We start from the raw sequence: 25,566 nt of genomic DNA, 5'->3' as shown, positions 1-25,566 counted from the left end.
CCGGCCGTCACAGCGCGGCCGCGAGCCGGGTCCCCTGGTCGATCGCGCGCTTGGCGTCCAGCTCCGCCGCCACGTCCGCGCCGCCGATCAGGTGCACCGACAGGCCAGCCGCGTGCAGCTCCTCGTACAGGTCGCGGCGCGGCTCCTGGCCCGTGCAGAGCACTACGGTGTCGACGGGCAGCACCGAGGACGCGCCGTCGACGGTGACGTGCAGACCGGCGTCGTCGATCCGGTCGTACGTCACGCCCGCCGTCATCGTCACCCCGCGGTGCTTGAGCTCCGTGCGGTGGATCCAGCCGGTCGTCTTGCCGAGTCCCGCGCCGACCTTGCTGGCCTTGCGCTGGAGCAGGTGGACCGAGCGCGGCGCCGTGGGGCGCACGGGCGCGGCCAGTCCGCCGGGCGCGCTGTAGTCCATGTCGACGCCCCACTGCCGGAAGTACGTGCCCGCGTCCTGGCTCGCCCCGTCGCCGCCGTCCGTGAGGAACTCCGCCACGTCGAAGCCGATGCCGCCCGCGCCGATCACCGCGACCCGCTCGCCGACGTGCGCGCCGTCGCGCAGGACGTCGAGGTAGCTGAGCACGCTCGGGTGGTCGACGCCCTCGATCTCGGGGGTCCTGGGCGTGACGCCGGTGGCGACGACGATCTCGTCGTACGCGCCCGCCCCGACCGTCTGGGCGCTCACGCGCTCCCCGAGCCGCAGCTCGACGCCGTGCTCCTTCAGCTGTGTACGGAAGTAGCGCAGGGTCTCGTTGAACTCCTCCTTGCCGGGGATCAGCCGGGCCACGTTCAGCTGGCCGCCGATCTCGTCGGCCGCGTCGAAGAGGGTGACCTGGTGGCCGCGCTCGGCGGCCGAGACGGCGCAGGCGAGCCCGGCGGGGCCGGCGCCGACCACCGCGACGCGCTTGCGCAGCCGGGTCGGGGCCAGCACCAGCTCGGTCTCGTGGCAGGCGCGCGGGTTGACCAGACAGGAGGTGATCTTGAGGCTGAAGGTGTGGTCCAGGCAGGCCTGGTTGCAGCCGATGCAGGTGTTGATGGCCTCCGGCCGGCCGGCCTGCGCCTTGGCGACGAAGTCGGGGTCGGCGAGGAAGGGACGGGCCATCGACACCATGTCCGCGCGGCCGTCGGCGAGCAGCTCCTCGGCGACCTCGGGGGTGTTGATGCGGTTGCTGGTCACCAGCGGGACCGAGACGGACCCCATCAGCTTCTTGGTCACCCAGGTGTACGCGCCGCGGGGCACGGAGGTGGCGATGGTGGGGATACGGGCCTCGTGCCAGCCGATGCCGGTGTTGATGATCGTCGCGCCGGCCGCCTCGATCTCCTTGGCGAGCGTGACGACCTCTTCGAGGGAGGAGCCGCCGGGGACGAGGTCGAGCATGGAGAGCCGGTAGATCAGGATGAAGTCGGCGCCGACGCGCTCGCGGGTGCGGCGGACGATCTCCAGGGGGAGGCGGATGCGGTTCTCGTACGAGCCGCCCCAGCGGTCGGTGCGGTGGTTCGTGGCGGCCACGATGAACTCGTTGATGAAGTAGCCCTCGGAGCCCATGATCTCGACGCCGTCGTACCCGGCGGACTTCGCCAGCTCGGCGGTGCGCACATAGTCCTCGATCGTCTGCTCGACCTCTTCGTCGGTGAGGGCGTGCGGTACGAAGGGGCTGATCGGGGCCTGGACGGCGCTCGGCGCGACGAGGTCGGCGTGGTAGGCGTACCGGCCGAAGTGCAGGATCTGCAGGGCGATCCGGCCGCCCTCGGCGTGCACGGCGTCGGTGACGGCGCGGTGCTGCTCGGCCTCGGCGGCGGTGGTGAGCTTCGCGCCGCCCTCGTAGGGGCGGCCCTGGTCGTTGGGGGCGATGCCGCCGGTGACGATGAGGCCGACGCCGCCGCGGGCGCGGGCGGCGTAGAAGGCGGCCATCCGCTCGAAGCCGTTGGGGGCCTCTTCCAGGCCGACGTGCATGGAGCCCATCAGCACCCGGTTGGGGAGCGTGGTGAAGCCGAGGTCGAGGGGGCTCAGCAGATGGGGGTACGACGTCGGGCTCATCGGTGGCGCCTCCTCGCGCAGGGGGTCGACGGTCCTGTCGACGCTTCTGTTGTAGCTGCCGCCGGCCGTTTATGCAACAAGGTGCATAAGAGTTCGCCTGCGGATCAGGCGCCTGTGGGGAATCCTGATCACGGGGAACCCTGATCACGGGCAGGGGAGTCACGATCCGAGGCAGCGGGGGGCGTACGGGCATGTGGGTCATCGGCGCGGCAGTCGGCGGATTCGCGGTGGTCGTCCTGCCGCCGTTGCTCGCCCGCAGGCTCCTCGGCACCCAGGCCGGCCCGCTGCGGATCCTGATCGCCGGGTTCGTCGGGATCTCCGTCACCGGCTCGCTGATCGGCCCGCAGCTCCAGGCCCAGGGAGCGCGCTTAGAGCTGTTCTCCCTGATGGTCGGCGTCGGCCTGCTCGCCTCCATGGTCACCCTGGTCGCCGTCGACATGGCGGTCCCGCCGGGCGGTCTGCGCCCGCTGTCCTGGCCGCACCGGCTGCGCGCCAGGATCGCCCGCGTCCGCCGCTACTCCCAGATCGTCAAGATCGCCGGCCGGCACGGCCTCGGCCCCTACCTCAGCGGCCGGGGCCGGCCCCACGAGACCCGCCACGAGCTCCTCGCCAAGGAGCTGCGCCAGGCCCTCCAGGCGGGCGGCACCACCTTCGTCAAGCTCGGCCAGCTGATGTCGACGCGGCGCGACCTGCTGCCCGCGGCCTATGTCGAGGAGCTCAGCAGCCTCCAGGACCGGGTGCCCCCGGCGCCCTGGCCCGAGGTGGAGCGCGCGCTGCTGGCCGGGCTGGGCGCACGGCCCGAGGAGGTGTTCGCGGAGTTCGACCGCCTGCCGATCGCCGCCGCCTCCATCGCCCAGGTGCACGCCGCCGTGCTGCACGACGGCGCCCGCGTCATCGTCAAGGTCCAGCGCCCGGGCATCGAGGACTTGGTGGAGCGCGACCTCGACATCGTCGGCCGGCTCGCCGCCACCCTGCAGAGCCGCACCGACTGGGGCAGCTCCCTCGGACTGACCGAGCTGGCCCGGGGCTTCGCGGTCGCGCTGCGCGAGGAGCTCGACTTCCGGGTCGAGGCCCGCAATATGAAGGCCGTGCGCCACGCGGCGGCCGTCCGCAAGGACGACAGCGTCCATATGCCTCAGCTGCACGAGCAGCTGTGCAGCGAGCGCGTCCTGGTGATGAGCCGCATCGACGGCGTGCCGCTGGGCCAGGCGCGGGCCGAGAGCGAGGAGCACGGCAGACGGCTCGCCCAGACCCTGTTCACCGCCCTCCTCAACCAGATCGTCCACGACGGCGTCTTCCACGCCGACCCGCACCCCGGCAACATCCTGCTCCGCCCCGACGGCTCCCCCGCCCTGCTGGACTTCGGCTCCGTGGGCCGTATCGACGCGGGTCTGCGCGACGCCATGGCCGGGCTCTTCGTCGCCGTGGACCGGGGCGACCCGGCCGCTCTGCGCGATGCGCTGCTGGAGATCACCGACCGGCCCGAAGACGTCGACGAGCAGCGGCTGCAGCGGGCGCTCGGCACGTTCAGCGCCCGCCATCTCGGCCACGGCTCGGTCCCCGACACGGAGATGTTCACCGATCTGTTCCGGCTGGTCGCCGACTTCCGGCTGGCCGTGCCGCCGGAGATCGCCGCGGTCTTCCGGGCGCTCGGCACCCTGGAGGGCACCCTCGACCGGGTCTCGGCCGGGTTCGACATGCTGGCCGCGTCCCGCTCGTACGCCTCCGACCGCCTCGCCGAGCAGCTCGGCCCGACGACCGCGCGCGACGCCGCCCGCGACGAGCTGGTCGCCCTGCTGCCGGTGCTGCGCCGGCTGCCGCGCCGGCTGGACCGGATCGGCAGCGCGCTGGAGGAGGGCCGGATCGGCGTGAACGTGCGCCTGCTCGCCGACCCGCGCGACCGGCGGTTCGCCGGGGAGCTGCTCAGCCGGGTGCTGCTGACCTTCCTCGGCATCTTCTTCGGCGTCGTCGGCGTCCAGCTGCTGGACACCGCGGGCGGGCCGGAGGTGACGGAGAGCCTCGGCCTGTACGCGCTGATCGGCTACCACCTGCTGGTCCTGTCGGCGGCGGTGGTGCTCCGCACGGTCTACGTCCTCACCCGGCCGCTGCCCTGACGGACAAGCCGCCGCTCTGAAGGAGCTGCCGCCCTGACGGGCAATCCGCCGCCCTGGTGGACAATCCGACAGTTGTCCCATGTGACACCGTACGGGTGATCATAGTGACGAAGTCCAACTGATCCCTCATACCGTGCACTTGTGGCCGGATGGGAGAAGTTGAGCGTACTGGGGATCGCGGCGATTCTGGCCCCTCAGGGGGTCGGCGCCGTGGTGGCGGCTGACGGCGTGCCAGATCTGCGGATGCCGGTGTCGGTGGTGGTGACGGTTACGTTCGATGACTGTCCGCCGACGCCGACGCCCACGCCGCCCCCTCCGACTCCGCCGCCGACCTCCCCACCGCCTACGCCCACGCCTCCGCCGCCGACGCCCCCTCCGACTCCGCCAGGCTCTCCGGGGCCGAGCGCGCCGGGCCCCGTGCCGACGACGCCACCGCCGGCCCCCGCGCCCCCGGCCCCGGCCCCGGCCCCTGTCGAGCCGGCCCCGGCGCCCCCCGCGCCCCCGGCGCCGACGCGCGTGGCAGCCGCGCCCACGCCCGAGCCGACGCCCGAGCCCTCGGTCGAGCGCCCGCCCGCGCCCGGCCCCAAGCCGTCGGCCGTGCTCGGCGTGCGCAACTACCGTCCCGCGCAGTCGAGGAAGCCCCGCGGCGGAACCTCCCTCGTCACTCTCATGCTCGTGACGACCACCCCGGCCGTGCTGGCGGCCGCGATGCTGCGGCCCCGCTCCCAGTCGACCGCGTCCCGGCGCGGCCGCGGCTGACCCGTACGACAGCACCCCCGCACCACCCCCCGCCCCCGCATCAACCGCACCTTCGGAGAGCCCTCATGTCGGAATGGCTGGTCCTGGCCGTCGCTATGGCCGTCGCCTGCGCCTTCGTCCTCGTCGTCGCCGTGCTCAACCACCGCAGGCAGACCAGGGTCGCCGCCGGAGCGGACCCCGACAGCATCGAGGTCGCCGAGACCCCGGACGTCCTCGAGTACATGACGATGATGGTCGGCGTCGTGTACGCCATCGTGCTCGGCCTCGCCATCGCGGGCGTCTGGGAGGCCCGCGGCGCGGCGCAGGACGAGGTGCGGCGGGAGGCGCAGGCGCTGTACGAGATCACCCAGCGCGCGCACGTCTACCCGGCCGACGTCCAGCAGCAGCTGCGCACGGACATCGACGCCTATGTCGCGCACGTGGTCAACGAGGAGTGGCCGCGGATGATCGACCACAACGAGCTGTCCGGCAAGGGCGGGGATCTGCTCGACGCCGTACGGGACGACATCGCCAAGCGCCCGCCGGCCAACGAGCTGGAGGCGCAGGCCTACCAGCCGCTGGTCGACCAGGTCGCCGTGGCGGACGACGCCCGCAACGCGCGGGCGTCGTCCGTCGGCGAGACGCTGCCGGGTGTGGTGTGGTTCGGGCTGATCACGGGCGCGCTGGTCACGGTCGGACTGATCTTCACGATGCAGATCGGCCGCTCGTTCCGCGAGCTGCTGCTCGCCGGGCTGTTCAGCGCTCTGATCGCCTTCCTCCTCTTCCTGGTCTGGGACTTCGACGCCCCCTATGGGCGCTCGGGCACGGAGTCGGCGGAAGCCTTCACCCAGCTGTTCGCCAACTCGGCCGGGCCGAACTGACGGCGGGGGCTCACCATGGAATGAGCGGATCACGGGCAGGGTTGTACGGTTGTTTCGTATTCAACAAACAATCGGCAACCGACTCGGCTCCCAGCGCCCGGCAGGCGCGGGAGCCGGCCCCGGGCCCGAGAGGTGAGCCCCATGCAGTTCGGCATCTTCACGGTCGGCGACGTCACGACCGACCCGACCGACGGCCGCACGCCGAGCGAGCACGAGCGGATCAAGGCCATGGTCGCCATCGCGCGCAAGGCCGAGGAGGTCGGCCTGGACGTCTTCGCGACCGGCGAGCACCACAACCCGCCGTTCGTGCCCTCCTCGCCGACCACCCTGCTCGGGCACATAGCCGCCCGCACCGAGCGGATCACCCTCTCCACCTCCACCACGCTGATCACCACCAACGACCCGGTGAAGATCGCGGAGGACTACGCGATGCTCCAGCACCTGGCCGACGGCCGGGTCGATCTGATGCTGGGGCGCGGCAACACCGCGCCCGTCTACCCGTGGTTCGGACAGGACATCCGCCAGGGCATCCCGCTCGCCATGGAGAACTACGCGCTCCTGCACCGCCTGTGGCGCGAGGACGTGGTGGACTGGGAGGGCCGCTTCCGCACCCCGCTCGACGGCTTCACCGCGACGCCCCGGCCGCTGGACGGCGTGCCGCCGTTCGTCTGGCACGGCTCGATCCGCTCCCCCGAGATCGCCGAGCAGGCCGCGTACTACGGCGACGGCTTCTTCGCGAACAACATCTTCTGGCCCAAGGAGCACTTCCAGCAGCTCATCGGCCTCTACCGCGAGCGCTACGCGCACCACGGCCACGGCACGCCCGAACAGGCGATCGTCGGGCTCGGCGGGCACGTCTTCATGCGGCGGAACTCGCAGGACGCGGTGCGCGAGTTCCGTCCGTACTTCGACAACGCTCCCGTCTACGGCCATGGGCCCTCCCTGGAGGAGTTCGCCGAGCAGACCCCGCTGACCGTGGGGTCCCCGCAGGAGGTCGTGGAGAAGACGCTGACCTTCCGCGAGTCCTTCGGCGACTACCAGCGCCAGCTCTTCCTGGTGGACCACGCCGGGCTGCCGCTGAAGACGGTGCTCGAACAGCTGGACCTGCTGGGCGAGGAGGTCGTGCCGGTGCTGCGCAAGGAGTTCGCGCGCCTGCGCCCGGCCGGGGTCCCCGAGACGGCGCCGGCGCACCCGGCGACGACGGGCGCGGGGAGGCGCTGAGACGGCGGAGGCGCAGGGGGAGGCGCTGAGGGACTGGAGGCTCGCCGAGCACGGACCCTTCCGACCTGTTTGTCTAACTTTGCGTAGGCTTTTGGTATACGGACGGAGGTGGCGGCCATGGCAGGCAGCGGCAAGATCGTGGTGGGCGTGGACGGCTCCGAGCCCTCCCTCAAGGCACTGCGCTGGGCCGTACGGCAGTCCGAGCTGACCGGCGACCCGCTGGAGGCGGTGATCAGCTGGGAGTACCCGGCCGCGGGATGGGCGGCCATGGTGCCGGGGCTGCCGAGCGACTTCGACCCCGAGAAGATGGCGGGCCAGGTGCTGGAGGACTCCCTCAAGGAGACCCTCGGGGCGGAGAAGACGGCCGCCATCGCCCAGAAGGTGATGGTCGGGAACGCGGCCCAGGCCCTGATGGACCGGGCCGCGGACGGCGCGACGCTGCTGGTCGTCGGCAACCACGGCTACAGCGGATTCCGGGCGACGCTGCTGGGATCGGTGGGACTGCATCTGACCCAGCACGCGCCGTGCCCGGTGGTCGTGGTGCGCGACACCGCCTGACCGCGACACCGCCTGACCGCGGCGGCGGCCTCGTCGGGACACAGCGAAGCCGCTTGTCAGGGCCGGTTGTCGGCGGGGCCTTCTATCGTGTGCGGCATGACCCCTGCACTCATCGGGCGCGATCACCCCGCAGGCGTCCTCCGCGCGGAGATCGGCCGGGCGACGGACAGCCACGGGGGTCTGCTGCTGGTCACCGGCGAGGCCGGGATCGGCAAGACGACCCTGGTCACCGACGCCGCCGACGAGGCCCGGCGGCGCGGGGCCCTGGTGCTCGGCGGGTCCTGCTGGGACTCCGAGACCGCGCCGGGCTACTGGCCGTGGGTGCAGGTCGTGCGCGGGCTGCGGCGGGGCGTGGACGAGGACGAGTGGGCCGAGGCCGAGAAGGCGGCGGGCGGCCGTCTCGCGGTGCTGCTCGGAGAGGCGCCGGGCGAGAGCGACGGCGAGAGCTTCCCCCTGTACGACGCGGTGACCACGGCCCTGGTCACCGTCTCGCAGCAGCGGCCCCTGGTCGTCGTCCTGGACGATCTGCACTGGGCGGACCCCGCCTCGCTCAAGCTGCTGGAGTTCGCGGCCCAGCACGCCTGGTTCGAGCGGCTGCTGCTGATCGGGACGTACCGCGACGTGGAGGTGGAGGCCCCCGGCCACCCCCTCCAGGAGCTGATCCTGGCGCTGGCCGCGCGCTCCGCGACCACCTTGACCCTGACCGGGCTGGAGCGGGACGAGGTGGGCGCGCTGATCGCGCTGACCGCGGGCGTCGAGCCGGAGTCCGCCCTCGTCGACGAGGTCCACCGGCGCACCGGCGGCAACCCCTTCTTCGTCGAGCAGACCGCCCGGATCTGGCGCAGCGGCAGCCCGGTCACCACCGTCGCGCCGGGCGTGCGCGAGGCGGTGCGAAGACGGCTCGCCCTGCTGCCCGAGCCGGTGGGCGCGCTGCTGGTCTCGGCGGCCGTGCTGGGCCGGGAGTTCCACCGCCAGGTGCTCGCCGCGGCCGACTCCGCGCCCGTGCCGCAGGTGGACCGGCTGCTGGGGCGGGCGGCCGCGGCCCGCCTGGTGACGGCGAAGGCCGGCGGCCGCTTCGCCTTCGCCCACGACCTGGTCCGCGAGACGCTGTACGAGTCCCTGGACGAGGCCGAGGCCCGCCGCCGGCACGCCGACGTCGTCCGCGCCCTGGACGGCGTCCCGTCGCTGCGCGAGAAGGTCTACCCCGCCGATCTGGCCCGGCACGCGTATCTGGCGGGCGGCGAGCTGTCGTCCGAGCGCCGGGTCGAGCTGCTGGTCGCCGCGGCCCGCGACGCGTCCGGCAGGCTCGCCGGCGAGGAGGCGATCGGCCACTACCGGCGCGCTCTGGAGGCCGTGGGCGACGACGCCCGCAGGGCTGCGCTGATCTGTCTGGACCTGGGCGGCGAGCTGTGGCACGACGCCGAGCAGGACGAGGCGTGGCGCACCTTCGACCGGGCGGTCGACCTCGCCCGCGAGCTGCGCGAGCCCGAGCTGCTCGCCCGCGTCGCGATCACCCTGCACCAGCACGGCGTCATGGGGGCCCAGCGCAGCGACAAGGGCGCCGCCCTGCTGCGCGAGGCGCACCGGGCGCTGGTCGGCGGCAGCGGGGAGGAGCTGGCCGGGCTGAGCCCCGAGCGGATCGCGCAGGACCTGGCGGTGCGCACCACCGCGCTGGCCCGGCGCGGCGCGGACGACGAGGCGCTCGCGTTCGCGCTGTGGGCGCGGCACGACGCGATCTGGGGCCTGGGCTCCACGGACGAGCGGCTGGCTCTCACCGACGAGATGGCCGCGGTGGCCCGGCGCACGGACAACCGCGACATGGAGCTGCACGCCACCGCGATGCGCTGGGTCACGCTGCTGGAGCTGGGCGACCCGCGCTACCTCGGCCAGCTGCGCGCCTTCGTCGAGCTCGCCGAGCAGTCGGGCCTGCGCCGGTTCGAGCTGGGCATGGCCGTCGACCAGTCCCTCGTCGCCGCGCTCCAGGGCCGCTTCAGGGAGGCGGAGGACTTCCTGTCGCAGGCGAGCGGGCTGGAGCACAAGCACCGGGCGTTCGACTTCATGGTCTGCCATATGCAGTGGGGGCTGTTCCTGCTCCAGGGCCGGTTCGAGGAGGCGGACACGGTGGTCGCCGGGCTGGAGGACGTCGGCCATCCCTACCCGCTGCTGGTGGAGGCGGTCACCGCGGCGGAGCGCGGGGACGGCGCGCGGGCGCTGCGGCTGACGCAGGAGCTTCAGGCGCAGCCGGAGCCGTTCCCCCGGGCGTTCGCCCCGCTGTGGATGCGGCTGCGGGCGCAGGCCGCCGTGGCCTCGGGCGACGCGGAGCGCATCGAGCAGACCCGGCAGGAGCTCGCTCCGTACGCCGGGCAGTGGGTCGTCTCGCTGTACGGCTGCGACATCGGCGGTCCCGTCGACCTGTGGCTGGGCATGCTGGACGCGGCGCTGGGGCGGCGGGCGGAGGCGGCGGCGGAGTTCACGGCGGCGTACGAGTCGGCGGACCGGCTGCGCGCGAGACCCTGGGCGGTCCGGGCGAGGGCGGCGCTGGCCGCCGTGCCGGAGGGGGATCAGGGCGGGGCGCAGACTGCTCAGGTGCTGGCCCGGGCGCGGGCGGACGCCCAGGAGCTGGGCCTGACGCACCTGCTGACGGCGCCCATAGGCGGAGCCGCGGGAACGGGCGGGGTCGGGAGCGGGGCCGGGGGCGGCGCTTCACGGGAGGTCCTGGGCGCCTCGACCGTGCCGGCGGAGGGCAGGGCCGCGGCGGCGGACGGCTTCGCGACGGAGTTCCGCCGGGACGGCGCCGTGTGGGCGCTCGCCTTCGAGGGGCGGGCCGTGCACGTGCCCGACGCCAAGGGGCTGCGGGATCTGCACACCCTGCTGGCCCACCCCGGGGACGACCTGCCCGCCGTGGTGCTGCTCGACCCCGAGGGCGGCGCGGCCGTGGTCGCCGCGCGCCGCTTCGGCGGGGACCCGGTGCTCGACGAGGAGGCCAAGAGCCGGTACCGGCGGCGGCTCGCCCGTCTGGACGAGGAGATCGACCGGGCGAGCGAGCTGGGCGACGACCGCCGGGCCGCGGAGTTCGACCGCGAACGCGGCGCGCTGCTGGAGGAGTTGCGCACCGCCGCAGGTCTGGGCGGCCGGACGCGCAGACTGGGGGACGAGGCCGAGCGGGCCCGTAAGACGGTCACCGCCCGGATCCGCGACACCCTGCGCAAGCTGGACGCCCTCCACCCCGAACTGGCGGCGCATCTGAGGGAGTCGGTGGGCACGGGCTCGGCGTGCTCCTACCGGCCGCCGCGTCCGGTGGACTGGCGGCTCTGACTCCGCCGCGCCCCGGGGCGGGCCGCCCGCGCCAGACAGTGCGCCGCCGCCTCGCCCGCGAACTGCCGGGCCCGCAGCCGGTGGAGGGTGAGATGGACGGCGGAGTCGACCGGCGTCACAGCGCCGCCACGTCCGCGACGACGCACGCGATGTTGTCGGGTCCGCCCGCGCCGTGGGCGAGCGCGATCAGCTCGCGCACCGCGTCGTCCGGCTCGGCGACCGCCTCGACCGTCCTGCGTACGTCCGCCTCCGGCGCCGCCGCGAACAGCCCGTCGGAGCACAGGAGATACCGGTCTCCCGCCCGCGCCTCGTGTAGCCGCAGCTCGGGGCGTGCGTGCCCGTCGCCGCCGTCCAGCGCCCGTAGCAGCATCGCCCGCTGCGGGTGGGAGGCCGCCTCCTCGGGGCTGAGGCTGCCCGCGTCGACCATCGACTGCACGACGGTGTGGTCGTGCGTGATCTGGCAGAACTCGCCGCCGCGCAGCAGGTAGGCGCGGGTGTCGCCGATGTGGACGAGCGCCAGCTGGGAGCCGGTCCACACCATCGCGGTCAGGGTCGTGCCGGAGTCGGCGAGGCCGCGCACCGCGTCGTTCGCCCGCAGGGCGGCGTCCTCGAGGGCGTTGAGCAGATCCCCGGCCCGTACGGAGCCCGGCACCATGGCCTCCAGGGGCCGCAGGGCCTCGATCGCCGCGGTGCTCGCGGCGCCGCCCTCGTCCCCGAACCCGTCGGCGACGGCGAGCAGCCGGGAGGCGGCGTACGCGGCGTCCTGGTCCCTCTCGCGGACGAGCCCGCGGTCCGTCCGTGCGGCGTAGCGGATCCCCAAGGGCCCCAGAGGTCCCAGGGGTCCCAGCGGGGGCGGGGTCGTGGTGAGTGGAGACATCGTGTCGGTGTCCTTCCCTGCCAGCTCGTCGACGAGGAAGGCCGCCAGATCCCGCCGCGCGGAGGTCTCCGCCTCCACCTGCGCCCAGTACGCCCTGATGTCCCGGGCGGCCGCGTCCGCGTCCGACGCGCACAGATCGCAGACGTCCCGGATACGGGCCAGCGGCATCCCGATCCGCCGCAGCCACGCCACCAGCCGGGCCCGCTCCAGCTGCGTCTCGTCGTAGTACCGGTATCCAGTGAACGAGTCGACGCGGGCCGGCGGCAGCAGCCCCAGCTCGTCGTAGCGGCGCAGTGCCTTCGCGGACAGCCGGGAGGCGCGGGCGAACGCGCCGATCGTCAGCAGACCCATGCTCTCCTCCTCGTGCCGGGCCCGTCGCCCGGCCCGATCGATGCTGGGGTCTCCCCCGGGGAGAAGGTCAACGGAGAAGGTCAACGTAGACGGCGAGGGGCGCCCCCGAGTCCTGGGGGACGCCCCTCGCCGCAGCTCACGCGCCGTACGTCCGACGTGCTCGCGATCGCGCTCGCGTCGTACCGCTCACTTGCGGTTGTAGAGCCTCATCGTCACCGAGCCGAAGACCACGACCAGCAGTGCCGACCAGCCCAGCGACCAGGCGATGTCGGCCGCGGGCCACTCGCCGGCCATCAACTCCCGCACCGCCGTGGCGACATGCGTGACCGGGCTGTTGTTGACAAACGCCTGGAGCCAGCCCGGCATCGTCTTCGGGTCGACGAAGACGTTGCTCAGGAAGGTCAGCGGGAAGATCACCATCATGCTGACGCCCATCACCGACTTCTCGGTGCGCAGCAGCAGGCCGAACATCGTCCAGATCCAGGAGAACGAGAACGAGAAGACCATCAGCAGCAGGACCCCGAGCACCACGCCGACCGCGCCGCCGTCCGGCCGGTAGCCGATGATCATGCCCACGGCCAGCATCACGATGGAGGCGATGACATAGCGGATCACATCGCCGAGCAGATAGCCGACCATCGGCGCGGGCCGCCAGATCGGCAGTGTGCGGAAGCGGTCGAAGACGCCCTTGGCGATGTCGGTGTTGACCGCCACCCCGGTGTACATCGTGATCATCACGACGCTCATGGTGAGGATGCCCGGCAGCAGGAACTGGATGTACGCGTCGACCGAGCCGGCCAGCGCCCCTCCGAAGAGGTACGTGTACATCAGCACCATCATGATCGGAAACGCCGTCACATCGAAGAGCTGCTCCGGCACATGCTTGATCTTGAGCATCGCGCGCCAGCCGAAGGTGACGGAGGCGGAGAGCGCGCTGGGCCGCGGCGGACGCTCCTTGCTCACCAGCAGGGCCGCGAGGTCCTCGGCCTTGGGCGCTACCAGCTCCAGCTGGTCGATGTCCTTCGTCGTCGTCGCGGTGCTCATGCCGCCGTCCCCTTCTTGTCGGTGAGGGCGAGGAAGACCTCGTCCAGGCTGGGCTGGCCCAGCGAGAAGTTGTCCACGGTGATCCCGGAGCGGGCCAGCTCGGCCAGCGCCCGGCCCGCCTGCTCGGCGGCGCCCTGCTCTGCTGCGCCGTCGACGGCGCCGTGGCCGTTGACGCGTGCGGTGAGGGCTACGGGATCGGGGTCCAGCTGCACCTCGGCGCCCAGCGCGGCCGCGAGCACGCGCTCGGCCTCCGGCCGCTGCTCGGGATCGCGCAGCCGCAGATGGACCGAGCCGGAGCCGACCGACGCCTTCAGCTCGCCCTTCGTGCCCTCGGCGATCACCCTGCCGTGGTCGATCACGGCGATACGGGAGGCCAGATGGTCGGCCTCGTCCAGGTACTGCGTGGTCAGCAGCACCGTCGTGCCCTGGGCGACGACCGCGCGCACGATCTCCCAGACCTGGTTGCGGCTGCGCGGGTCGAGGCCGGTGGTCGGCTCGTCGAGGAAGAGCAGGTCCGGGGTGTTGAGGATGGAGGCGGCGATGTCGATACGGCGCCGCATGCCGCCCGAGTAGTTCTTCACCTGCTTTGCGGCGGCCTCGGAGAGCCCGAAGGCCTCCAGCAGCTGCGCGGCCCGCTCCCGCGCGGCCGGCTTGGAGTGGCCGAGCAGCCGCGCGAGGAGGACCAGGTTCTCGGTGCCGGTGAGGTCCTCGTCGACGGAGGCGTACTGCCCGGTCAGGCTGACCCGGCTGCGTACGGCGTCGGCGTCCTTGCACACGTCCTTGCCGAAGACCCGGGCCTGGCCGCCGTCCGGCCGCAGCAGCGTGGCCAGCATCCGCACGGTGGTGGTCTTGCCCGCGCCGTTCGGACCGAGGACGCCGTAGACCGTGCCGGCGGGCACGCTGAGATCGACGCCGTCGACGGCCCGGTTCTCACCGAAGACTTTCACCAGGCCGGTGGTCTCGATTGCCAGATCTGTGCTCATCGTCAGTTTCCTTCTCAGGGTCTTCCGTGCGGGGATCTCGCCGGTCTGGTTGTGTGACGTCGGGACGTCTAGGGGTGTGACTGGGACGGGCGCCCGAACTCATCGGTGCCCGGGGAACTTCGGCCGAGAAGGCGCCTAGTCGCCTAGGAGACGTACGGACGGGCCGCGCGCGCCTCCCGCAGGGCCAGGCCCCACCAGCCGAGCTGGTCGAGCATCAGGGCCGCGGCCCGCTCCCGGTCCTCCAGCGTCTCGTCGAGGAGGTTGACGCTCACGCCGTTGCGCAGGGTCACCGTGTGCAGCTCGGTGAAGACCGAGCGCAGCTGCTCCACCGCGTACAGACCGCCGGAGCCGTGCCCGTAGCTGACGAAGGCGACCGGCTTGGTGTGCCACTCGTCGTAGGCGTAGTCGATGGCCTGCTTGAGGGAGGCGGGGAAGGAGCGGTTGTACTCCGGGGTCACGATCACGAAGGCGTCCGCCCGTCCGACGTGCCCGACGAAGCGGCGGATCTGCTCGGTGGCCCGGTCCGGGTAGCGGGCGGGGAAGTCGAAGTCCGCGAGGTCGACGAGGGCGAGCTCCAGCTCGCCGCGGTGGGCGGCCCGCTCCATGAACCAGTGCCCGACCTCCTCGCCGACGCGCCCCTGGCGTGTGCTGCCGATGATGACCGCGACCCGCAGCGGCGGTGTCTCCTGCTCCCGCATGGGCGCCTCCCTCCGTCGGTCTCCCGCCCTCATCCAAGAGGCGCCAGACGACGGAGCGCGGCCGCCAGATCGAATCTGGCGGCCGCGCGGCGCTCGCGGAGTCCTATGGCTCGCGCATGTAGAACAGGTAGTACGACGTGCCGAACATCGCCAGCCCGAGCGCGAAGCCGAGCCCGACGCCCTTGAGGATGCTGTCCCCGCTCTGGCTGTACAGGAAGCCCATGCCCGCGCCGAACAGGCCTCCGTACGCCGCGGCGCGCAGCTCGCGCCGCAGCAGATGCTGGTAGCGGCCCAGGATGTAGACGAGGCCCGCCATGATCACGCCGACGACTAGGCCGAACAGCACGTCGCCCCAGTCGAGGACCGCGTGCTGGCGGCGGAGGAATCCGGCGTAGAAGCCGTAGAGCGCGCCCAAGGCGAGGGGCAGCGCCCAGCTGAGAGAACCATGGCGCCGTACCGGCACCGCTGCGTGTGCGGCCATGGCGGAGAGCTCCTTCCCTCTCGACCCCCGTATCCATCCAGGGCACACCCGCGCCCGCCGGCTGGCAAGTCAGACGGGGGTAGGACCGCGGCGGAGGCCAAGGCCACGCCGCCCCGGCGTCTCCGCCCCGGCCTCCCGTCTCCGCCCCGGCGACCCGTCCGGCCCGCGCCCGGTCGGCGGCGCACCGCTCGCGCCCCCGGCCCGGCCCGCATTCCCTGAGAGAGTGCGTCGAGTCCTCTCCACGGTGTCGGCGGTCATGATCGTCCTCGTGGCCGTGCTGACACCCCTGAGCGCCCTCGCCGCGTGGGTGAATCTGGAGCTCGGCGACACGGACAGCTACGTCACGGCCATGGCGCCCCTCGCCTCCGACCCGGCGGTGCAGAACGCCGTCGCCGCGAACATCACCGACGAGGTGATGCGGGAGATCGACGTGGGTCCCTTCCAGGACAGCGTGCAGAGCCTGGTCCACGACGCGGTGCTGTCCTTCACCGGGACGGACTCGTTCAAGACGGCCTGGAACACCGTCAACCGGGCCGCGCACACGGTCGTGGAGCAGTCCCTGACCGAGGACAGCGGCAACACGGTCGCCATCGACCTGGCGCCGGTCGTGGAACAGGTGAAGCAGCAGCTGAACGACGACGGCGTGCCGTTCGCGGACCAGATCCCGGTGCAGGGCGCGCAGATCACGATCCTGGAGTCGGACCGGCTCAGCACCGCCCGGGACGTCTTCCACACGCTGAAGAACGCGGGCCTGTGGCTGCCCGCGGCGACGCTGCTGCTGGCCCTCGGCGCGGTGCTGATGCCGCCGCGGCGGGGGCTGGCCGTGCTCGGCCTGGGCGTCGCGTTCGCGGTGGGCGGCCTGCTGCTGCGCATCCTGGTGGCGACCTCCCGGGACCCGGCCCTGGAGGCCCTCCCGCCGGACGTGGACCGCCCGGCGGCGGGCGCGGTGTACGACGCGCTGACGGCGACGCTGGTCACGACGTCGTGGGTGCTGATGGGCGGGGGTGCGGCGATCGCGCTGACGGCGTGGGCGATGGGCCGCCGCTCGGCGTCACGCGGACACCCCGAGCCCCCGCCGGCACCCACTGCGGAAGCCACGTAGGCGGGGGAGCGGGGGGAGCAGGCACCGCGCAGGCCCGCGGGAGCCACGGGAAGCAGGCGCCGTGTCGGCCGCGTAGGCCGCCGGAGCCGCCCGGCCGACTCGGCCGCCTCAACGCTCTGGAGGCAGGCGCCTCCGAAGCCGGGTGCCTCAGGCACCACGGAAGGCTGGCGCCTCAGCGGCCGGTGCCCTCAGGCACCGCGCGGAGCAGGCACCTCAGAAGCCGGAGCCCCGGAGGCCACGGACGCCGGTGGCCTCAGGCCCCGCGCGAAGCAGGTGCCTCAGAAGGCGGGGCTGGCCGCAGGAGCCGCGGAAACTGGCGCCGCGAAAGCCACGGAAGCCGGGGCCTCCGAAGCCCGCGCCCCAGGAGCCGGAGCCCCAGGTGCCCCAAGAGCCCGCGCCCCAGGAGCCGCAGGTGCCGGAGACCCAGAAGCCGACCCCTCAGAATCCGCTCCGCCCGATCGGCCGACGCAACGCCCCCCGGCGCCGCCCCATGCGCTCCTCCTCGCTGAGCCGATCGAACTCCTGCGCGTCGTGCGAGGAGAAGATCCGGATCAGCCGCGGGTCCTCCCTGCGCAGCTCCCGCAGCCGTTCCAGCTGGGTCAGCCGTTCCGCGTGGTTGTCCGCGACCATGCGCTGATGCAGCGTCAGCGCGCGCGGGCAGCGTTGCCGGCGCAGATCCATCTCGCCGTGGAAGAAGTACGCGTCGCCCGCGTGCAGCAGCCACCGCGACGGCTGCTGCACGGCCACCGCGCAGTGCCCCCGGGTGTGCCCCGGCAGCGGCACCATCAAGATGTCCGGCGAGCGCACCACCCGCGCCGCCGCGAAGCCGTGCCAGTCGGAGTCCGCCGTGTCGTGGACGACCCAGCGCGGCCCGTGCGCCCACTGCGCGGTGACATAGCGGCTCGCCTCCAGCCGGGTTTCCCGGCGCATCGCCGCCCGGTACTCGTCGGCCATCACATGGACCCGCGCGTCGGGGAAGTCCGCGAGACCTCCCGCGTGGTCCAGGTCGAGATGGGTGACAACGATGTCCTGCACATCGCGGGGGTCGTAGCCCAGCGCCCGTATCTGGTGCACCGCCGTGTACGACAGGTCCAGCGTCGGCCGTACAGTCTTGCGGAACAGCGCGCCGAGCCGGCGCGGGTCCATGACGTCCGCGACGCCCAGACCCGTGTCGACGAGCACGAGAGAGCTGCCCGTCGACACCAGCAGGCAGTGCGCGACGAGCGGAGGGCCGCCGACCGGTTGCATCGGGGCGCAGTCGAGGTGGTGGACAGTGGGCGAGTACATATATGCCCCGGTAGACGGAGGAAGACAGGGAGCGTACTTACGGCGTAAGTGACGGACAGAGGGAAGCACTTACGCTGTAAGCCGTCAAGGATTTCGACAAAACCAGGAGCGGCCCCCATGCCTGACCCATCTCCAGGTCAGCCCCCCACAGGCCCGGCCCGCGAACCGCTCTCCCGCGCGCGCATCATCGACGCGGCTCTGCGGATCATCGACGACGAGGGCGCGGACGCCCTCTCCATGCGCCGGCTCGCCGCGACCCTCGGCGTCCAGGCCATGTCCCTCTACAACCATGTGAGCGGCAAGGCCGACATCATCGAGGGGGTCGCCGAGTTCATCACGGCCGACATGGCGCTGCCGAGGCGTTTCGACGGCGGCTGGGAGGCGGGCATCCGCAATATCGCGCACGCCTTCCGCCAGACCTCGCTGCGCCACCCGCGCGCCTGCGAACTCGTCCTGACCCGCCAGCTCAGCTCGCCCACCATCCTCGCGCCCATCGACTGCTCCCTGTCCGTCCTGCTCAACGACGGCTTCGACGAGACCACGGCCGTGCATGTGCTGCGGCTGGTCATCGCCTTCCAAGTCGGCTCGCTGCTCAGGGAGTTCCACCCCGCGTCCGAGTTCGCCGGCCAGGAGGAGACGGACGCGCGGGAGCTCGAGGCCAAGCTGGCCGGGTCCGGCTTCCCCTCGGTCGCCAAGGTCGCGCCGATCCTGGCGGTGATCGACCACGAGGCCGAATTCACCTTCGGCCTGGAGACGTTGATCTCGGGTCTGCGCCCCTATGCCCCGCAATTGACGCGACAGAAGCAACAAAGTCGCCGAAACTGACGTCCTCTCTCTGGACAGCACCCAGAGCAACGTCAGCGCGGCACGGAGGCCGGTTTGGACAGCGCCCTCACGGCGTCGGGCGCGGCATCGGCCGACGCCCAGGAGCCGCCCGTCTCCCCTTCCAGAGGCCGCCGTACGGCAGCTTGGCTGGCCGGCCTCCTGCTGCTCGTGCCGACCGTGGTCGTCGGCTGTCGCACGGCGGGCGTCGACGGCTCCACGCCCCTCCCGCAGCTGCTCGCGTTCCTGCCGTGGCTCCTCGCGCCCGCCGGGGCGGCCCTGCTCTTCGCCCTCCTCGCCCGCTGGCGCACGGGCATGGTCTGGTCGGTCGTCGTGCTCGCGGTCACGGGCTGGTTCGTCAGGCCGTACGACACTGGGCTCGCCGACGACCCGCCGGGACCGGTCGTCGCCACGCTCACGGTGCTGACCTCGAACGTGGAGTTCGGCCAGGCGACCGAGGGCCTGATCGAGGTGCTCCAGCGCGAGCAGCCCGACCTGGTCTTCGTCCAGGAGTGCGAGTACACCTGCTCGAAGGCGCTCTCCGCGCGGGTGTCCCGGGCCGACTATCCGTACCGCAACGTCATCGAGGGCTACGCCGCCTCCGGCTCGGCCATCCTCAGCAAGCGCCCCCTGCGCCCCGCCCCCGGCATCGCCGCCACCTTCGCCATGCCGGGCTCGGTCGCCGACCTCGGGGGCGACCGCACCGTGAACCTCCAGCTCGCGCACCCGCTGCCGCCGATCCCGCGCGGGGTGAAGAAGTGGCGGCGGGAGCTCAGCATGGTCCGCGCGTACGCCGCCGGGGTGAAGGGCCAGACGACCCTGCTCGCCGGCGACTTCAACGCCTCCCAGGACCATGCGGCGTTCCGCCGGGTCCTGGAGGCGGGGTCCCTGCACGACAGCGCGGCGCTCGCGGGGGCGTCCCGCACCCCGTCCTGGCCGACGTCGATGCCGCGGCCGCTGGGCACGCAGATCGACCATGTGCTGATCAGCAAGGACTTCTCGGTCGTCGAGGCGCGCTTCCTCGACTTGGAGAACACCGACCACCGCTCGCTCCTGGTCGAGCTGGAACTGCACGACGACCGCTGACGCTGGCGCTGGCGGCTGACGCTGACCGCCGGGTACCGAGCGCAGACCGCTGGCCGTTGGCCCTGGTGCGGGCCCTGGCCGCTGGGCCTGACTGCTTCCGCTGACCGCCGGGCGCCAAGCGCCGACCGCCGACGCTGACCGCGGACCGCCAAACGCTGGCCCTGCCCGCCGGCCCCTGACCGCCGGACGCCAAGCGCCGACCGCTGGCCCTGGCAGCTTGACGCTGGCCGCTGACCGCTGGCCCTGACTGCTAGCCCTGGCCTCTGACCGTCGACTGCTGGCCCTGGCAGCTGGCCCCTGCTGCTGGCCCTGGCAGCTGACGCTGACCACCGGGTGCCGGGCGCCGACCGCCAACGCTGACCGCCGACCGCTGGCCCTGGCGACTGACGCTGGTCCTGGCACCTGACCGCCGACCGGTGACCGCCGGGCGCCAAGCGCCGACCGCTGGCCGCCGACCGCCGACCGCCGGGCACCCGCTACCCGCCACCGACCACCAACCACCCTCCACCCGCCACCCGCCGCGATTTGCCCCGGCCGCCCCCCGTAAGGCATGTGTGGGGGCATGGAGACCCGAGCAGGACGCCTGTCCCCACCCGAGTGGCTGCTCAAGAGCCTGCGGCCGCAGGCCGCGCCCGTGCCGTGGGCGGCCTGTGTCCGGGCCTCCGTGGGCCTCGCCGCGCCGCTCGCGGTCGGAATGGCCGTCGGGCAGCCCGCGTACGGCGCGCTGGTGTCGATGGGCGCGCTGTCGGGCGTCATCAGCGACACCGCCGACGCCTACCGGATGCGGGTCTTCACCATCGCCGTCCCGCAGCTCTTCGGTGCGATCGGGGTCACGCTCGGCACCCTGGTGTACGGCGAGGGCTGGGCCGCCGTCGGCGTGCTGACCCTCGTCGCGCTGGTCTCCGGGATGATCTCCTCGATCGGCGCGGTGGCGTCCGTGGCCGGGCTGCTGCTCCTGCTCAACGCCGTGGTGGGCGCGGGGCTTGAGATGCCCGGGCCGTGGTGGAAGGCCCCGCTGCTGCTGTCGCTGGGCGGGCTGTTCGTCCTCGTGCTGTCGCTGCTGGCCTGGCCGTTCCGGCGCCGGGAGCCCGAGCGGGCCGCCGTCGCCGGGGCGTACCGCAGCGTCGCCGACCTGCTGGCGGCGGCGGGCACGTCCGCGTACGACGACCGGCGCCAGACGGTCACCGACGCGCTCAACACCTCGTACGACCTGATCCTGGCCCGAAGGGCCCGCGACCAGGGGCGGCGCGGCCCGATGGTGCGGCTGCTCGCCCAGCTCAACGTCCTCATCCCGCTGGTCGAGGCCGCCCCCGCGGCCCACCGGCACGGCCGGGCCTCCCGGCGGCCCGAGATCGCCGCCGCCGTACGGGACCTGGCGGACGCCGTCGCCGAGGGCCGCACCCAGCCGCCCGAGCTCGCGCTGCCCGAGCCGGAGGGCCCCGCCGACCGGGCCGTCAACGCCGCGCTGCGGAACGCGGCGGCCGTGGTGCACGAGACCGACCCCGATCCGTACAACGTGGACGACCGGCTGGGCCGGCCCGCCGCCCTGGGCATCCGGGTCCGCCGGGCGACGCGCAATGTGCTGCTCTCCGAGCCGTCCTGGCGGTACGGACTGCGGCTCGCGCTCTGCATCGGCCTCGCGCAGGCGCTGGTGTCGCTGGTGGTGGTGCCGCGTTCGTACTGGGTCGCGCTGACCGTCACCTTCGTCATGAAGCCAGACTTCGGCTCGGTCTTCTCCCGCGCCGTGCTGCGCGCGCTCGGCACGGCCGCGGGGCTGCTGGTCGCCGCCGCGGTGCTCTCGCAGGTGCCGCGCGGCTGGTGGGACGTGCCGGTGATGGCGGTACTCGCCGCGCTGATCCCCGCGTTCACGGCGAAGGGGTACGCGTTCCAGACGGCGGCGATCACGCCCGTGATCCTGCTGCTGTCCGACGTGCTGAACCACCAGGGCTTCGACCTCGTCCTGCCGCGGCTCGTGGACAGTCTCGTCGGCTGCGCCATCGCGCTGGTGGCGGGCTATCTGCTCTGGCCGGAGAGCTGGCACACCCGGATCGGCGACCGGCTGGCGGACGCGGTGGAGGACGCCGCGCGGTACGTGGCGAGCGCCTTCGGCGACCTGCCCGGCCAGGCGAGCCAGGAGGGGCAGGCAGGCCAGGAGGGGCAGCCAGGCCGGACCGACCACGCGGAACGGCTGCGCACCCGGCGCCGCCTCTACCGGGACCTGTCGTCCGTGCGCTCGGAGTTCCAGCGCGCCCTGACCGAGCCGCCGCCGACCGGCGCGCGGGCCGCGGCCTGGTGGCCGCTGGTCGTGGCGGTGGAGCGCATCGTGGACGCGACGACGGCGGCGCGGGTGCGCGTCGACCACGGCGCGGAGCCTCCGACGCGGGCCGAGGCGGCCGCGATCGAGCGGCAGCTGAGGGAGCTGGCCGAGGGCCTGCGCTCCAGCGAGGTCCTGGTGGAGGTGCGGGCGGAGTTGGAGGGGGACGAGCAGGGGGTGCTGGGCCCGCTGCGCCGGGAGGTGACGGGAGCGCGGGCCATCGCCTCCCCGGGGCGCCCTACGGACGGCTGACGCGGGCCTGACGAGAGCCCTGCGACACGACCGCTCCGCCGAGCCCGACGAACTTCCTGACGGTCGCCGGCACGGGCAGCGCCGAGAGGGGCGCGCCCGCCTGCAACGAGTTCATGGCAGGGCTCAGCGCGGCGTCAGCGCCCTTGCTCCGCGCTCCCGCCGTACCCGCTGCTGTGCAGGCGGTCCAGCTCCCTGCGGTCGCGCTTGGTCGGACGGCCCGCGCCGCGGTCCCTGATCGCCGCCGGGGCGACGAACTCCCGCGGCGGGGGCGGCGGGCTGTTGTCCACGTAGCACTGGACGGCGACCGGCGGGCCGACCCTCTTGCGGACGATCTTCGAGACGACAACGAGGCGCTCGCGGCCCGAGGTGAAGACGCGCACCTCGTCGCCCGTGCGCAGGGCGTGGGCCGGCTTGACGCGTTCGCCGTTGACCCGGACATGACCTGCCCGGCAGGCCGACGCGGCCTGGGAGCGGGTCTTGGTGAGCCGTACGGACCAGATCCAGGCGTCGACCCGTACCGTTCCGGCGTCCGTCGTCTCTGCAGCCATGCACCGACTCTATGCCGACGCGGGTCCGGCGCGCTCGGGATATCGCGCGGGTATCGCCCCGGTCTCGGCCGCCCCCACCCCCCTCACCTGCACGCACACATCCGACTACGATGCGCACGTTCTCCCATTACGGAGGCTCTCCCTCCGGGGCGGGCGCGTCATATCTGACACTTCGTCACATGCCGTACGGCACAAGGACCTTCGGCACCAGGACAGTCAGCACAAGCGCAGTCAGCACAGGGCTCGGAGAAATTCCATGCGCAGCAGCTCCGGCAGAGGGCTCCGGCCCAATGTCCTCGGGACGTTCGACACGATCGTGATGGCCGTCGCGGGCAGCGCCCCCGCGTACTCGATCGCCGCCACCACCGCCGTACTCGCCGCGACCGTCGGCCTCGCCGGACCGGCCGCGCTGCTCTACAGCGCGATCCCCATGCTCGGCATCGTCCTCGCCTTCGGCAGGCTCGGCCGGATCGACGTCAACGCCGGAGCTAGCTACTCCTGGGTGGGCCGCACCCTCCACCCCTTCCTCGGCTTCCTCTCCGGCTGGGCGCTGGTCGTCTCCGCGACGATCTTCATGGTGGCCGGCTCGCTGCCGGCGGGCGCGATGACCCTCGCCGTCCTCGACCCGGCGCTCGCCGAGAACACCGCCCTGGCCACCGCCGTGGGCGCGGCCTGGTTCCTGGCGATGCTGCTGGTCGTGGCGGGCGGCGCCCGGCTGACCGTGCGCGCGCAGCTGCTGATGACCGGGGTCGAGGTGGCGATCCTCGTCGCGTTCGTGATCGCCGCGCTGACGCACACGGGCGCCGGGACCGCCTTCGACTGGTCCTGGCTGGGCTTCTCCCACTTCGACGGAGCGGCCGGCTTCGCCTCCGGCGCGCTGATCGCCACCTTCTACTACTGGGGCTGGGACGTCACCAGCAACCTCAGCGAGGAGACCCGCGACAGCCGCCGCACCGCCGGGCTCGCCGCGCTCGTCGGGCTCGGGGTCGCCTTCCTCCTCTTCGAGGCCTTCACCATCGCCGTCAACGTCGTCCTGAGCTCCGAGCAGATCCAGGCGGGCGGCTCGAACGTCCTGAGCGCGCTCGGCGACGCCGTCTGGCCCGGCGTGGGCGGGAAGCTGCTGGTCCTGGCCGTGATGCTGTCCACCGTCGCGACCTTGGAGACCACGCTGATCCAGGTCACCCGCTCGCTGTTCGCGATGGGCCGCGACCACACGATGCCGGCCGCGCTCGGCACGGTGCACCGGCGCTGGAACACCCCCTGGGTCGCCATCGCCGTCGTCGGCGCGGTGGCGCTGGCCATGTTCGTCGCCTCCCACGCGCTCGGCTCGGTCGGCGCCGTCCTGAGCGCCGCCGTCGCCGCGATGGGCCTGCAGATCTCGCTGTACTACGGGCTCGCGGGCATCGCCGCCGTCGTCGCGTACCGCAAGACGCTGCTGACCTCGGTGCGCGACTTCGTCCTCGGCGGGGCCTGGCCGCTGCTCGGCGCGCTGTTCATGCTCTGGATCTTCATCGAGGCGCTGGGCGAGCTGAGCGGCGCCTCGATCGCGCTCGGACTCGGCGGGCTCGCCGCGGGACTCGTTCCCATGATCCGCTACTGGCGGCAGGGCAGTTCGTACTACCGTCCCTCCCGGCTGGACGCCCGGCGCGTCATGGAGGCGCAGGGCGGGTACGTCAACTCTGCCTCCGAGAAACCGGACTACGCCGACCGGGCGCTGGCCACGGACTTCTGAGGACGGGAGAGAAGAGGATGGCCGCCGAACGCCCCTCCCGCACTCCCCGCGTCCCCCGCCTTCCCCGAGTGCCCCGCCCGCCTCGCCGGTTCGCCCCCGACTTCGACCCCGCCTTCGGGGACCAGCCGCTCGCCGACGCGCTGAACGACATCGTCATCGGCCGCTGGCAGGGCGTACGGGACCTGCTCCACGCCACCGGCGACGACTGGGCGCTGCGCACCCACCGGCTGCGGCTGCTCTCGCACGCGGCGGCCGGCTCGTCGACGGCCGAGAACTGGCGGGCGGCGGAGCCGGCCAGCCCGGACGCGGCGGCGCTGCGCGCGGCGACGGAGGTCGTACGCGTCTTCCACCAGGCGATCGAGGCAGGCCGCGGCACGGCCGTGGACCGCGCGCGCCTGGACGCGACCGTGCTGCTCTGCCTCGGCGCGGCCGACGCGGGCCCCCGCGACCCGATGCCGTGGGTGTCGCTGCTGACGCTGGCCCGGCTGTACGAGGACGGGATCTCACGGCGCGAGCTGCGCCGCTGGTGGGACGAGCTGCGCCGGCGCGACCCGTACAACATCGAGGGCCATGTGCAGCTGCTGCGCTACTACTCGGCGCGCTGGCACGGCACGCACGGCACGATGTACGACTTCGCGCGCGACGCGGCGGGCGCGGCGCCGCCCGGGTCGCCGATGCCGGTGCTGGTGCAGATCGCGCGGGTGGAGGAGTACCGGTACTCCACCGAGGGCCCGCTGGGGCGGGCGCCGGTGCGGGACTTCGGCCGGCACTGGCACCACGAGCTGGCGGTGACGGAGGTACGGCGGACCTGGGACCGCTGGATCGTCGGCCGCCCGCCGGGTCCCGCGGCGCCGCAGGAGGTCGGCGAGCTCAACTATCTGACCCATGCGGCCTGCTACGCGGGCCTCGCCGAGGAGGCGCGGCACCTGTTCGAGGTGCTGGGGACGCGGGCGGCGCTGACGCCGTGGTCGTACACCGGCGATCCGGCGGAGCAGTTCACGAGGTGGGGCGCCCCGGGGGGGGCCCCCCCGGGGGCCCCGGGCCGCCCGCGCGGGGCCCCCCCCCCCCCCCCCCCGGGGCCCCGCCGCCCGGGCCCCCACGCCCGCGCGTCGCTCGCGGCGGCGGCG

General features: G+C 73.3%; 20 protein-coding genes and 1 pseudogene. 12 read left to right on the top strand and 9 right to left on the bottom strand.

What is annotated here, in order from left to right; translation table 11 throughout:
• Window positions 1-7: 7 nt before the first annotated feature.
• Window positions 8-2,035 carry an NADPH-dependent 2,4-dienoyl-CoA reductase gene (locus AB0M39_RS27785; protein ID WP_365368653.1) on the bottom strand — a complete coding sequence of 676 codons (2,028 nt, stop codon included), beginning with the start codon at window positions 2,033-2,035 and terminating at the stop codon, window positions 8-10.
• A 191-nt stretch (window positions 2,036-2,226) separates the two neighbouring features.
• Between AB0M39_RS27785 and AB0M39_RS27780 the strand changes: the two genes are divergently transcribed.
• From AB0M39_RS27780 to AB0M39_RS27755, 6 genes are all read left to right on the top strand, one after another.
• On the top strand, window positions 2,227-4,149 hold the full coding sequence (locus tag AB0M39_RS27780) for an AarF/UbiB family protein (RefSeq protein ID WP_365368651.1): 1,923 nt from the start codon (window positions 2,227-2,229) through the stop codon (window positions 4,147-4,149).
• Between the two features lie 516 nt (window positions 4,150-4,665).
• The gene (locus AB0M39_RS27775; RefSeq protein WP_365368650.1) at window positions 4,666-4,908 is read left to right on the top strand and encodes a hypothetical protein; all 243 of its coding nucleotides are present in this window, start codon (window positions 4,666-4,668) and stop codon (window positions 4,906-4,908) included.
• Between the two features lie 65 nt (window positions 4,909-4,973).
• Window positions 4,974-5,768, top strand: a complete 795-nt coding sequence (locus tag AB0M39_RS27770; protein WP_365368649.1) for a hypothetical protein — start codon at window positions 4,974-4,976, stop codon at window positions 5,766-5,768.
• A gap of 141 nt (window positions 5,769-5,909) precedes the next feature.
• A complete protein-coding gene (locus AB0M39_RS27765; RefSeq protein WP_365368648.1) occupies window positions 5,910-6,989 on the top strand; it encodes an LLM class flavin-dependent oxidoreductase in 1,080 nt (359 codons plus the stop codon).
• A gap of 117 nt (window positions 6,990-7,106) precedes the next feature.
• Window positions 7,107-7,547, top strand: a complete 441-nt coding sequence (locus tag AB0M39_RS27760; protein WP_365368647.1) for a universal stress protein — start codon at window positions 7,107-7,109, stop codon at window positions 7,545-7,547.
• Between the two features lie 96 nt (window positions 7,548-7,643).
• Window positions 7,644-10,862, top strand: a complete 3,219-nt coding sequence (locus AB0M39_RS27755) for an AAA family ATPase (protein ID WP_365368646.1) — start codon at window positions 7,644-7,646, stop codon at window positions 10,860-10,862.
• Window positions 10,863-10,977: 115 nt separating this feature from the next.
• On the opposite strand, the gene AB0M39_RS27750 is transcribed toward AB0M39_RS27755, so the two are convergent.
• The 5 genes from AB0M39_RS27750 to AB0M39_RS27730 form a co-directional block, all read right to left on the bottom strand.
• Window positions 10,978-12,090: a MerR family transcriptional regulator gene (locus AB0M39_RS27750; RefSeq protein ID WP_365368645.1), complete on the bottom strand. Its 1,113-nt coding sequence runs from the start codon at window positions 12,088-12,090 to the stop codon at window positions 10,978-10,980.
• A 186-nt stretch (window positions 12,091-12,276) separates the two neighbouring features.
• Complete coding sequence (locus AB0M39_RS27745) at window positions 12,277-13,134, bottom strand: ABC transporter permease (protein ID WP_365368644.1); 858 nt, start codon at window positions 13,132-13,134, stop codon at window positions 12,277-12,279.
• Window positions 13,131-14,117 (bottom strand): ATP-binding cassette domain-containing protein, encoded by a 987-nt coding sequence (locus AB0M39_RS27740; RefSeq protein WP_365368643.1) that lies wholly within the window; start codon window positions 14,115-14,117, stop codon window positions 13,131-13,133. The genes AB0M39_RS27745 and AB0M39_RS27740 overlap by 4 nt, the downstream gene beginning before the upstream one ends.
• Before the next feature lie 143 nt (window positions 14,118-14,260).
• Window positions 14,261-14,815, bottom strand: a complete 555-nt coding sequence (locus AB0M39_RS27735; RefSeq protein ID WP_365368642.1) for an NAD(P)H-dependent oxidoreductase — start codon at window positions 14,813-14,815, stop codon at window positions 14,261-14,263.
• A gap of 103 nt (window positions 14,816-14,918) precedes the next feature.
• A complete protein-coding gene (locus AB0M39_RS27730) occupies window positions 14,919-15,296 on the bottom strand; it encodes a hypothetical protein (protein ID WP_365368641.1) in 378 nt (125 codons plus the stop codon).
• Window positions 15,297-15,519: 223 nt separating this feature from the next.
• Here AB0M39_RS27730 and AB0M39_RS27725 point away from each other — a divergent pair, with 223 nt between their 5' ends.
• Window positions 15,520-16,398, top strand: a complete 879-nt coding sequence (locus AB0M39_RS27725) for a hypothetical protein (RefSeq protein ID WP_365368640.1) — start codon at window positions 15,520-15,522, stop codon at window positions 16,396-16,398.
• A gap of 438 nt (window positions 16,399-16,836) precedes the next feature.
• On the opposite strand, the gene AB0M39_RS27720 is transcribed toward AB0M39_RS27725, so the two are convergent.
• Entirely contained in the window at window positions 16,837-17,685 is an 849-nt protein-coding gene (locus AB0M39_RS27720; RefSeq protein WP_365368639.1) for an MBL fold metallo-hydrolase, read from the bottom strand.
• A gap of 117 nt (window positions 17,686-17,802) precedes the next feature.
• Here AB0M39_RS27720 and AB0M39_RS27715 point away from each other — a divergent pair, with 117 nt between their 5' ends.
• From AB0M39_RS27715 to AB0M39_RS27705, 3 genes are all read left to right on the top strand, one after another.
• Complete coding sequence (locus AB0M39_RS27715) at window positions 17,803-18,510, top strand: TetR/AcrR family transcriptional regulator C-terminal domain-containing protein (RefSeq protein WP_365368638.1); 708 nt, start codon at window positions 17,803-17,805, stop codon at window positions 18,508-18,510.
• 54 nt (window positions 18,511-18,564) lie between these two features.
• Complete coding sequence (locus tag AB0M39_RS27710; protein ID WP_365368637.1) at window positions 18,565-19,593, top strand: endonuclease/exonuclease/phosphatase family protein; 1,029 nt, start codon at window positions 18,565-18,567, stop codon at window positions 19,591-19,593.
• Window positions 19,594-20,155: 562 nt separating this feature from the next.
• Window positions 20,156-22,159 (top strand): FUSC family protein, encoded by a 2,004-nt coding sequence (locus AB0M39_RS27705; RefSeq protein WP_365368636.1) that lies wholly within the window; start codon window positions 20,156-20,158, stop codon window positions 22,157-22,159.
• Here the strand turns inward: AB0M39_RS27705 and AB0M39_RS27700 are convergent.
• Together AB0M39_RS27700 and AB0M39_RS27695 are read right to left on the bottom strand one after the other, a co-directional pair.
• On the bottom strand, window positions 22,146-22,274 hold the full coding sequence (locus tag AB0M39_RS27700) for a hypothetical protein (RefSeq protein WP_365368635.1): 129 nt from the start codon (window positions 22,272-22,274) through the stop codon (window positions 22,146-22,148). The two genes, AB0M39_RS27705 and AB0M39_RS27700, sit on opposite strands and share 14 nt — an antisense overlap.
• 19 nt (window positions 22,275-22,293) lie before the next feature.
• A complete protein-coding gene (locus tag AB0M39_RS27695) occupies window positions 22,294-22,707 on the bottom strand; it encodes an RNA-binding S4 domain-containing protein (RefSeq protein ID WP_365368634.1) in 414 nt (137 codons plus the stop codon).
• A gap of 256 nt (window positions 22,708-22,963) precedes the next feature.
• On the opposite strand from AB0M39_RS27695, the gene AB0M39_RS27690 reads away from it, so the two are divergent.
• Entirely contained in the window at window positions 22,964-24,439 is a 1,476-nt protein-coding gene (locus tag AB0M39_RS27690; RefSeq protein ID WP_365368633.1) for an APC family permease, read from the top strand.
• 17 nt (window positions 24,440-24,456) lie between these two features.
• Window positions 24,457-25,452, top strand: a pseudogene (locus AB0M39_RS27685) (hypothetical protein); the annotation flags it as partial.
• Window positions 25,453-25,566 lie beyond the last annotated feature (114 nt).

Source organism: Streptomyces sp. NPDC051907 (genome assembly GCF_040681075.1).
Lineage (GTDB): Bacteria > Actinomycetota > Actinomycetes > Streptomycetales > Streptomycetaceae > Streptomyces.
The sequence above is the reverse complement of the archived record's forward strand: the minus strand, read 5'-3'. Positions and strand labels throughout refer to the sequence as shown.

Excerpts from the sequence above, each read along its gene's own strand:
- AB0M39_RS27735 (WP_365368642.1), bottom strand. The coding sequence starts at position 14,815 with ATGCGGGAGCAGGAGACACCGCCGCTGCGGGTCGCGGTCATCATCGGC.
- AB0M39_RS27715 (WP_365368638.1), top strand. The coding sequence starts at position 17,803 with ATGCCTGACCCATCTCCAGGTCAGCCCCCCACAGGCCCGGCCCGCGAA.
- AB0M39_RS27750 (WP_365368645.1), bottom strand. The coding sequence starts at position 12,090 with ATGGGTCTGCTGACGATCGGCGCGTTCGCCCGCGCCTCCCGGCTGTCC.
- AB0M39_RS27745 (WP_365368644.1), bottom strand. The coding sequence starts at position 13,134 with ATGAGCACCGCGACGACGACGAAGGACATCGACCAGCTGGAGCTGGTA.
- AB0M39_RS27695 (WP_365368634.1), bottom strand. The coding sequence starts at position 22,707 with ATGGCTGCAGAGACGACGGACGCCGGAACGGTACGGGTCGACGCCTGG.
- AB0M39_RS27705 (WP_365368636.1), top strand. The coding sequence starts at position 20,156 with ATGGAGACCCGAGCAGGACGCCTGTCCCCACCCGAGTGGCTGCTCAAG.
- AB0M39_RS27780 (WP_365368651.1), top strand. The coding sequence starts at position 2,227 with ATGTGGGTCATCGGCGCGGCAGTCGGCGGATTCGCGGTGGTCGTCCTG.
- AB0M39_RS27700 (WP_365368635.1), bottom strand. The coding sequence starts at position 22,274 with ATGAACTCGTTGCAGGCGGGCGCGCCCCTCTCGGCGCTGCCCGTGCCG.
- AB0M39_RS27765 (WP_365368648.1), top strand. The coding sequence starts at position 5,910 with ATGCAGTTCGGCATCTTCACGGTCGGCGACGTCACGACCGACCCGACC.
- AB0M39_RS27760 (WP_365368647.1), top strand. The coding sequence starts at position 7,107 with ATGGCAGGCAGCGGCAAGATCGTGGTGGGCGTGGACGGCTCCGAGCCC.
- AB0M39_RS27755 (WP_365368646.1), top strand. The coding sequence starts at position 7,644 with ATGACCCCTGCACTCATCGGGCGCGATCACCCCGCAGGCGTCCTCCGC.
- AB0M39_RS27690 (WP_365368633.1), top strand. The coding sequence starts at position 22,964 with ATGCGCAGCAGCTCCGGCAGAGGGCTCCGGCCCAATGTCCTCGGGACG.
- AB0M39_RS27740 (WP_365368643.1), bottom strand. The coding sequence starts at position 14,117 with ATGAGCACAGATCTGGCAATCGAGACCACCGGCCTGGTGAAAGTCTTC.
- AB0M39_RS27785 (WP_365368653.1), bottom strand. The coding sequence starts at position 2,035 with ATGAGCCCGACGTCGTACCCCCATCTGCTGAGCCCCCTCGACCTCGGC.
- AB0M39_RS27770 (WP_365368649.1), top strand. The coding sequence starts at position 4,974 with ATGTCGGAATGGCTGGTCCTGGCCGTCGCTATGGCCGTCGCCTGCGCC.
- AB0M39_RS27730 (WP_365368641.1), bottom strand. The coding sequence starts at position 15,296 with ATGGCCGCACACGCAGCGGTGCCGGTACGGCGCCATGGTTCTCTCAGC.
- AB0M39_RS27720 (WP_365368639.1), bottom strand. The coding sequence starts at position 17,685 with ATGTACTCGCCCACTGTCCACCACCTCGACTGCGCCCCGATGCAACCG.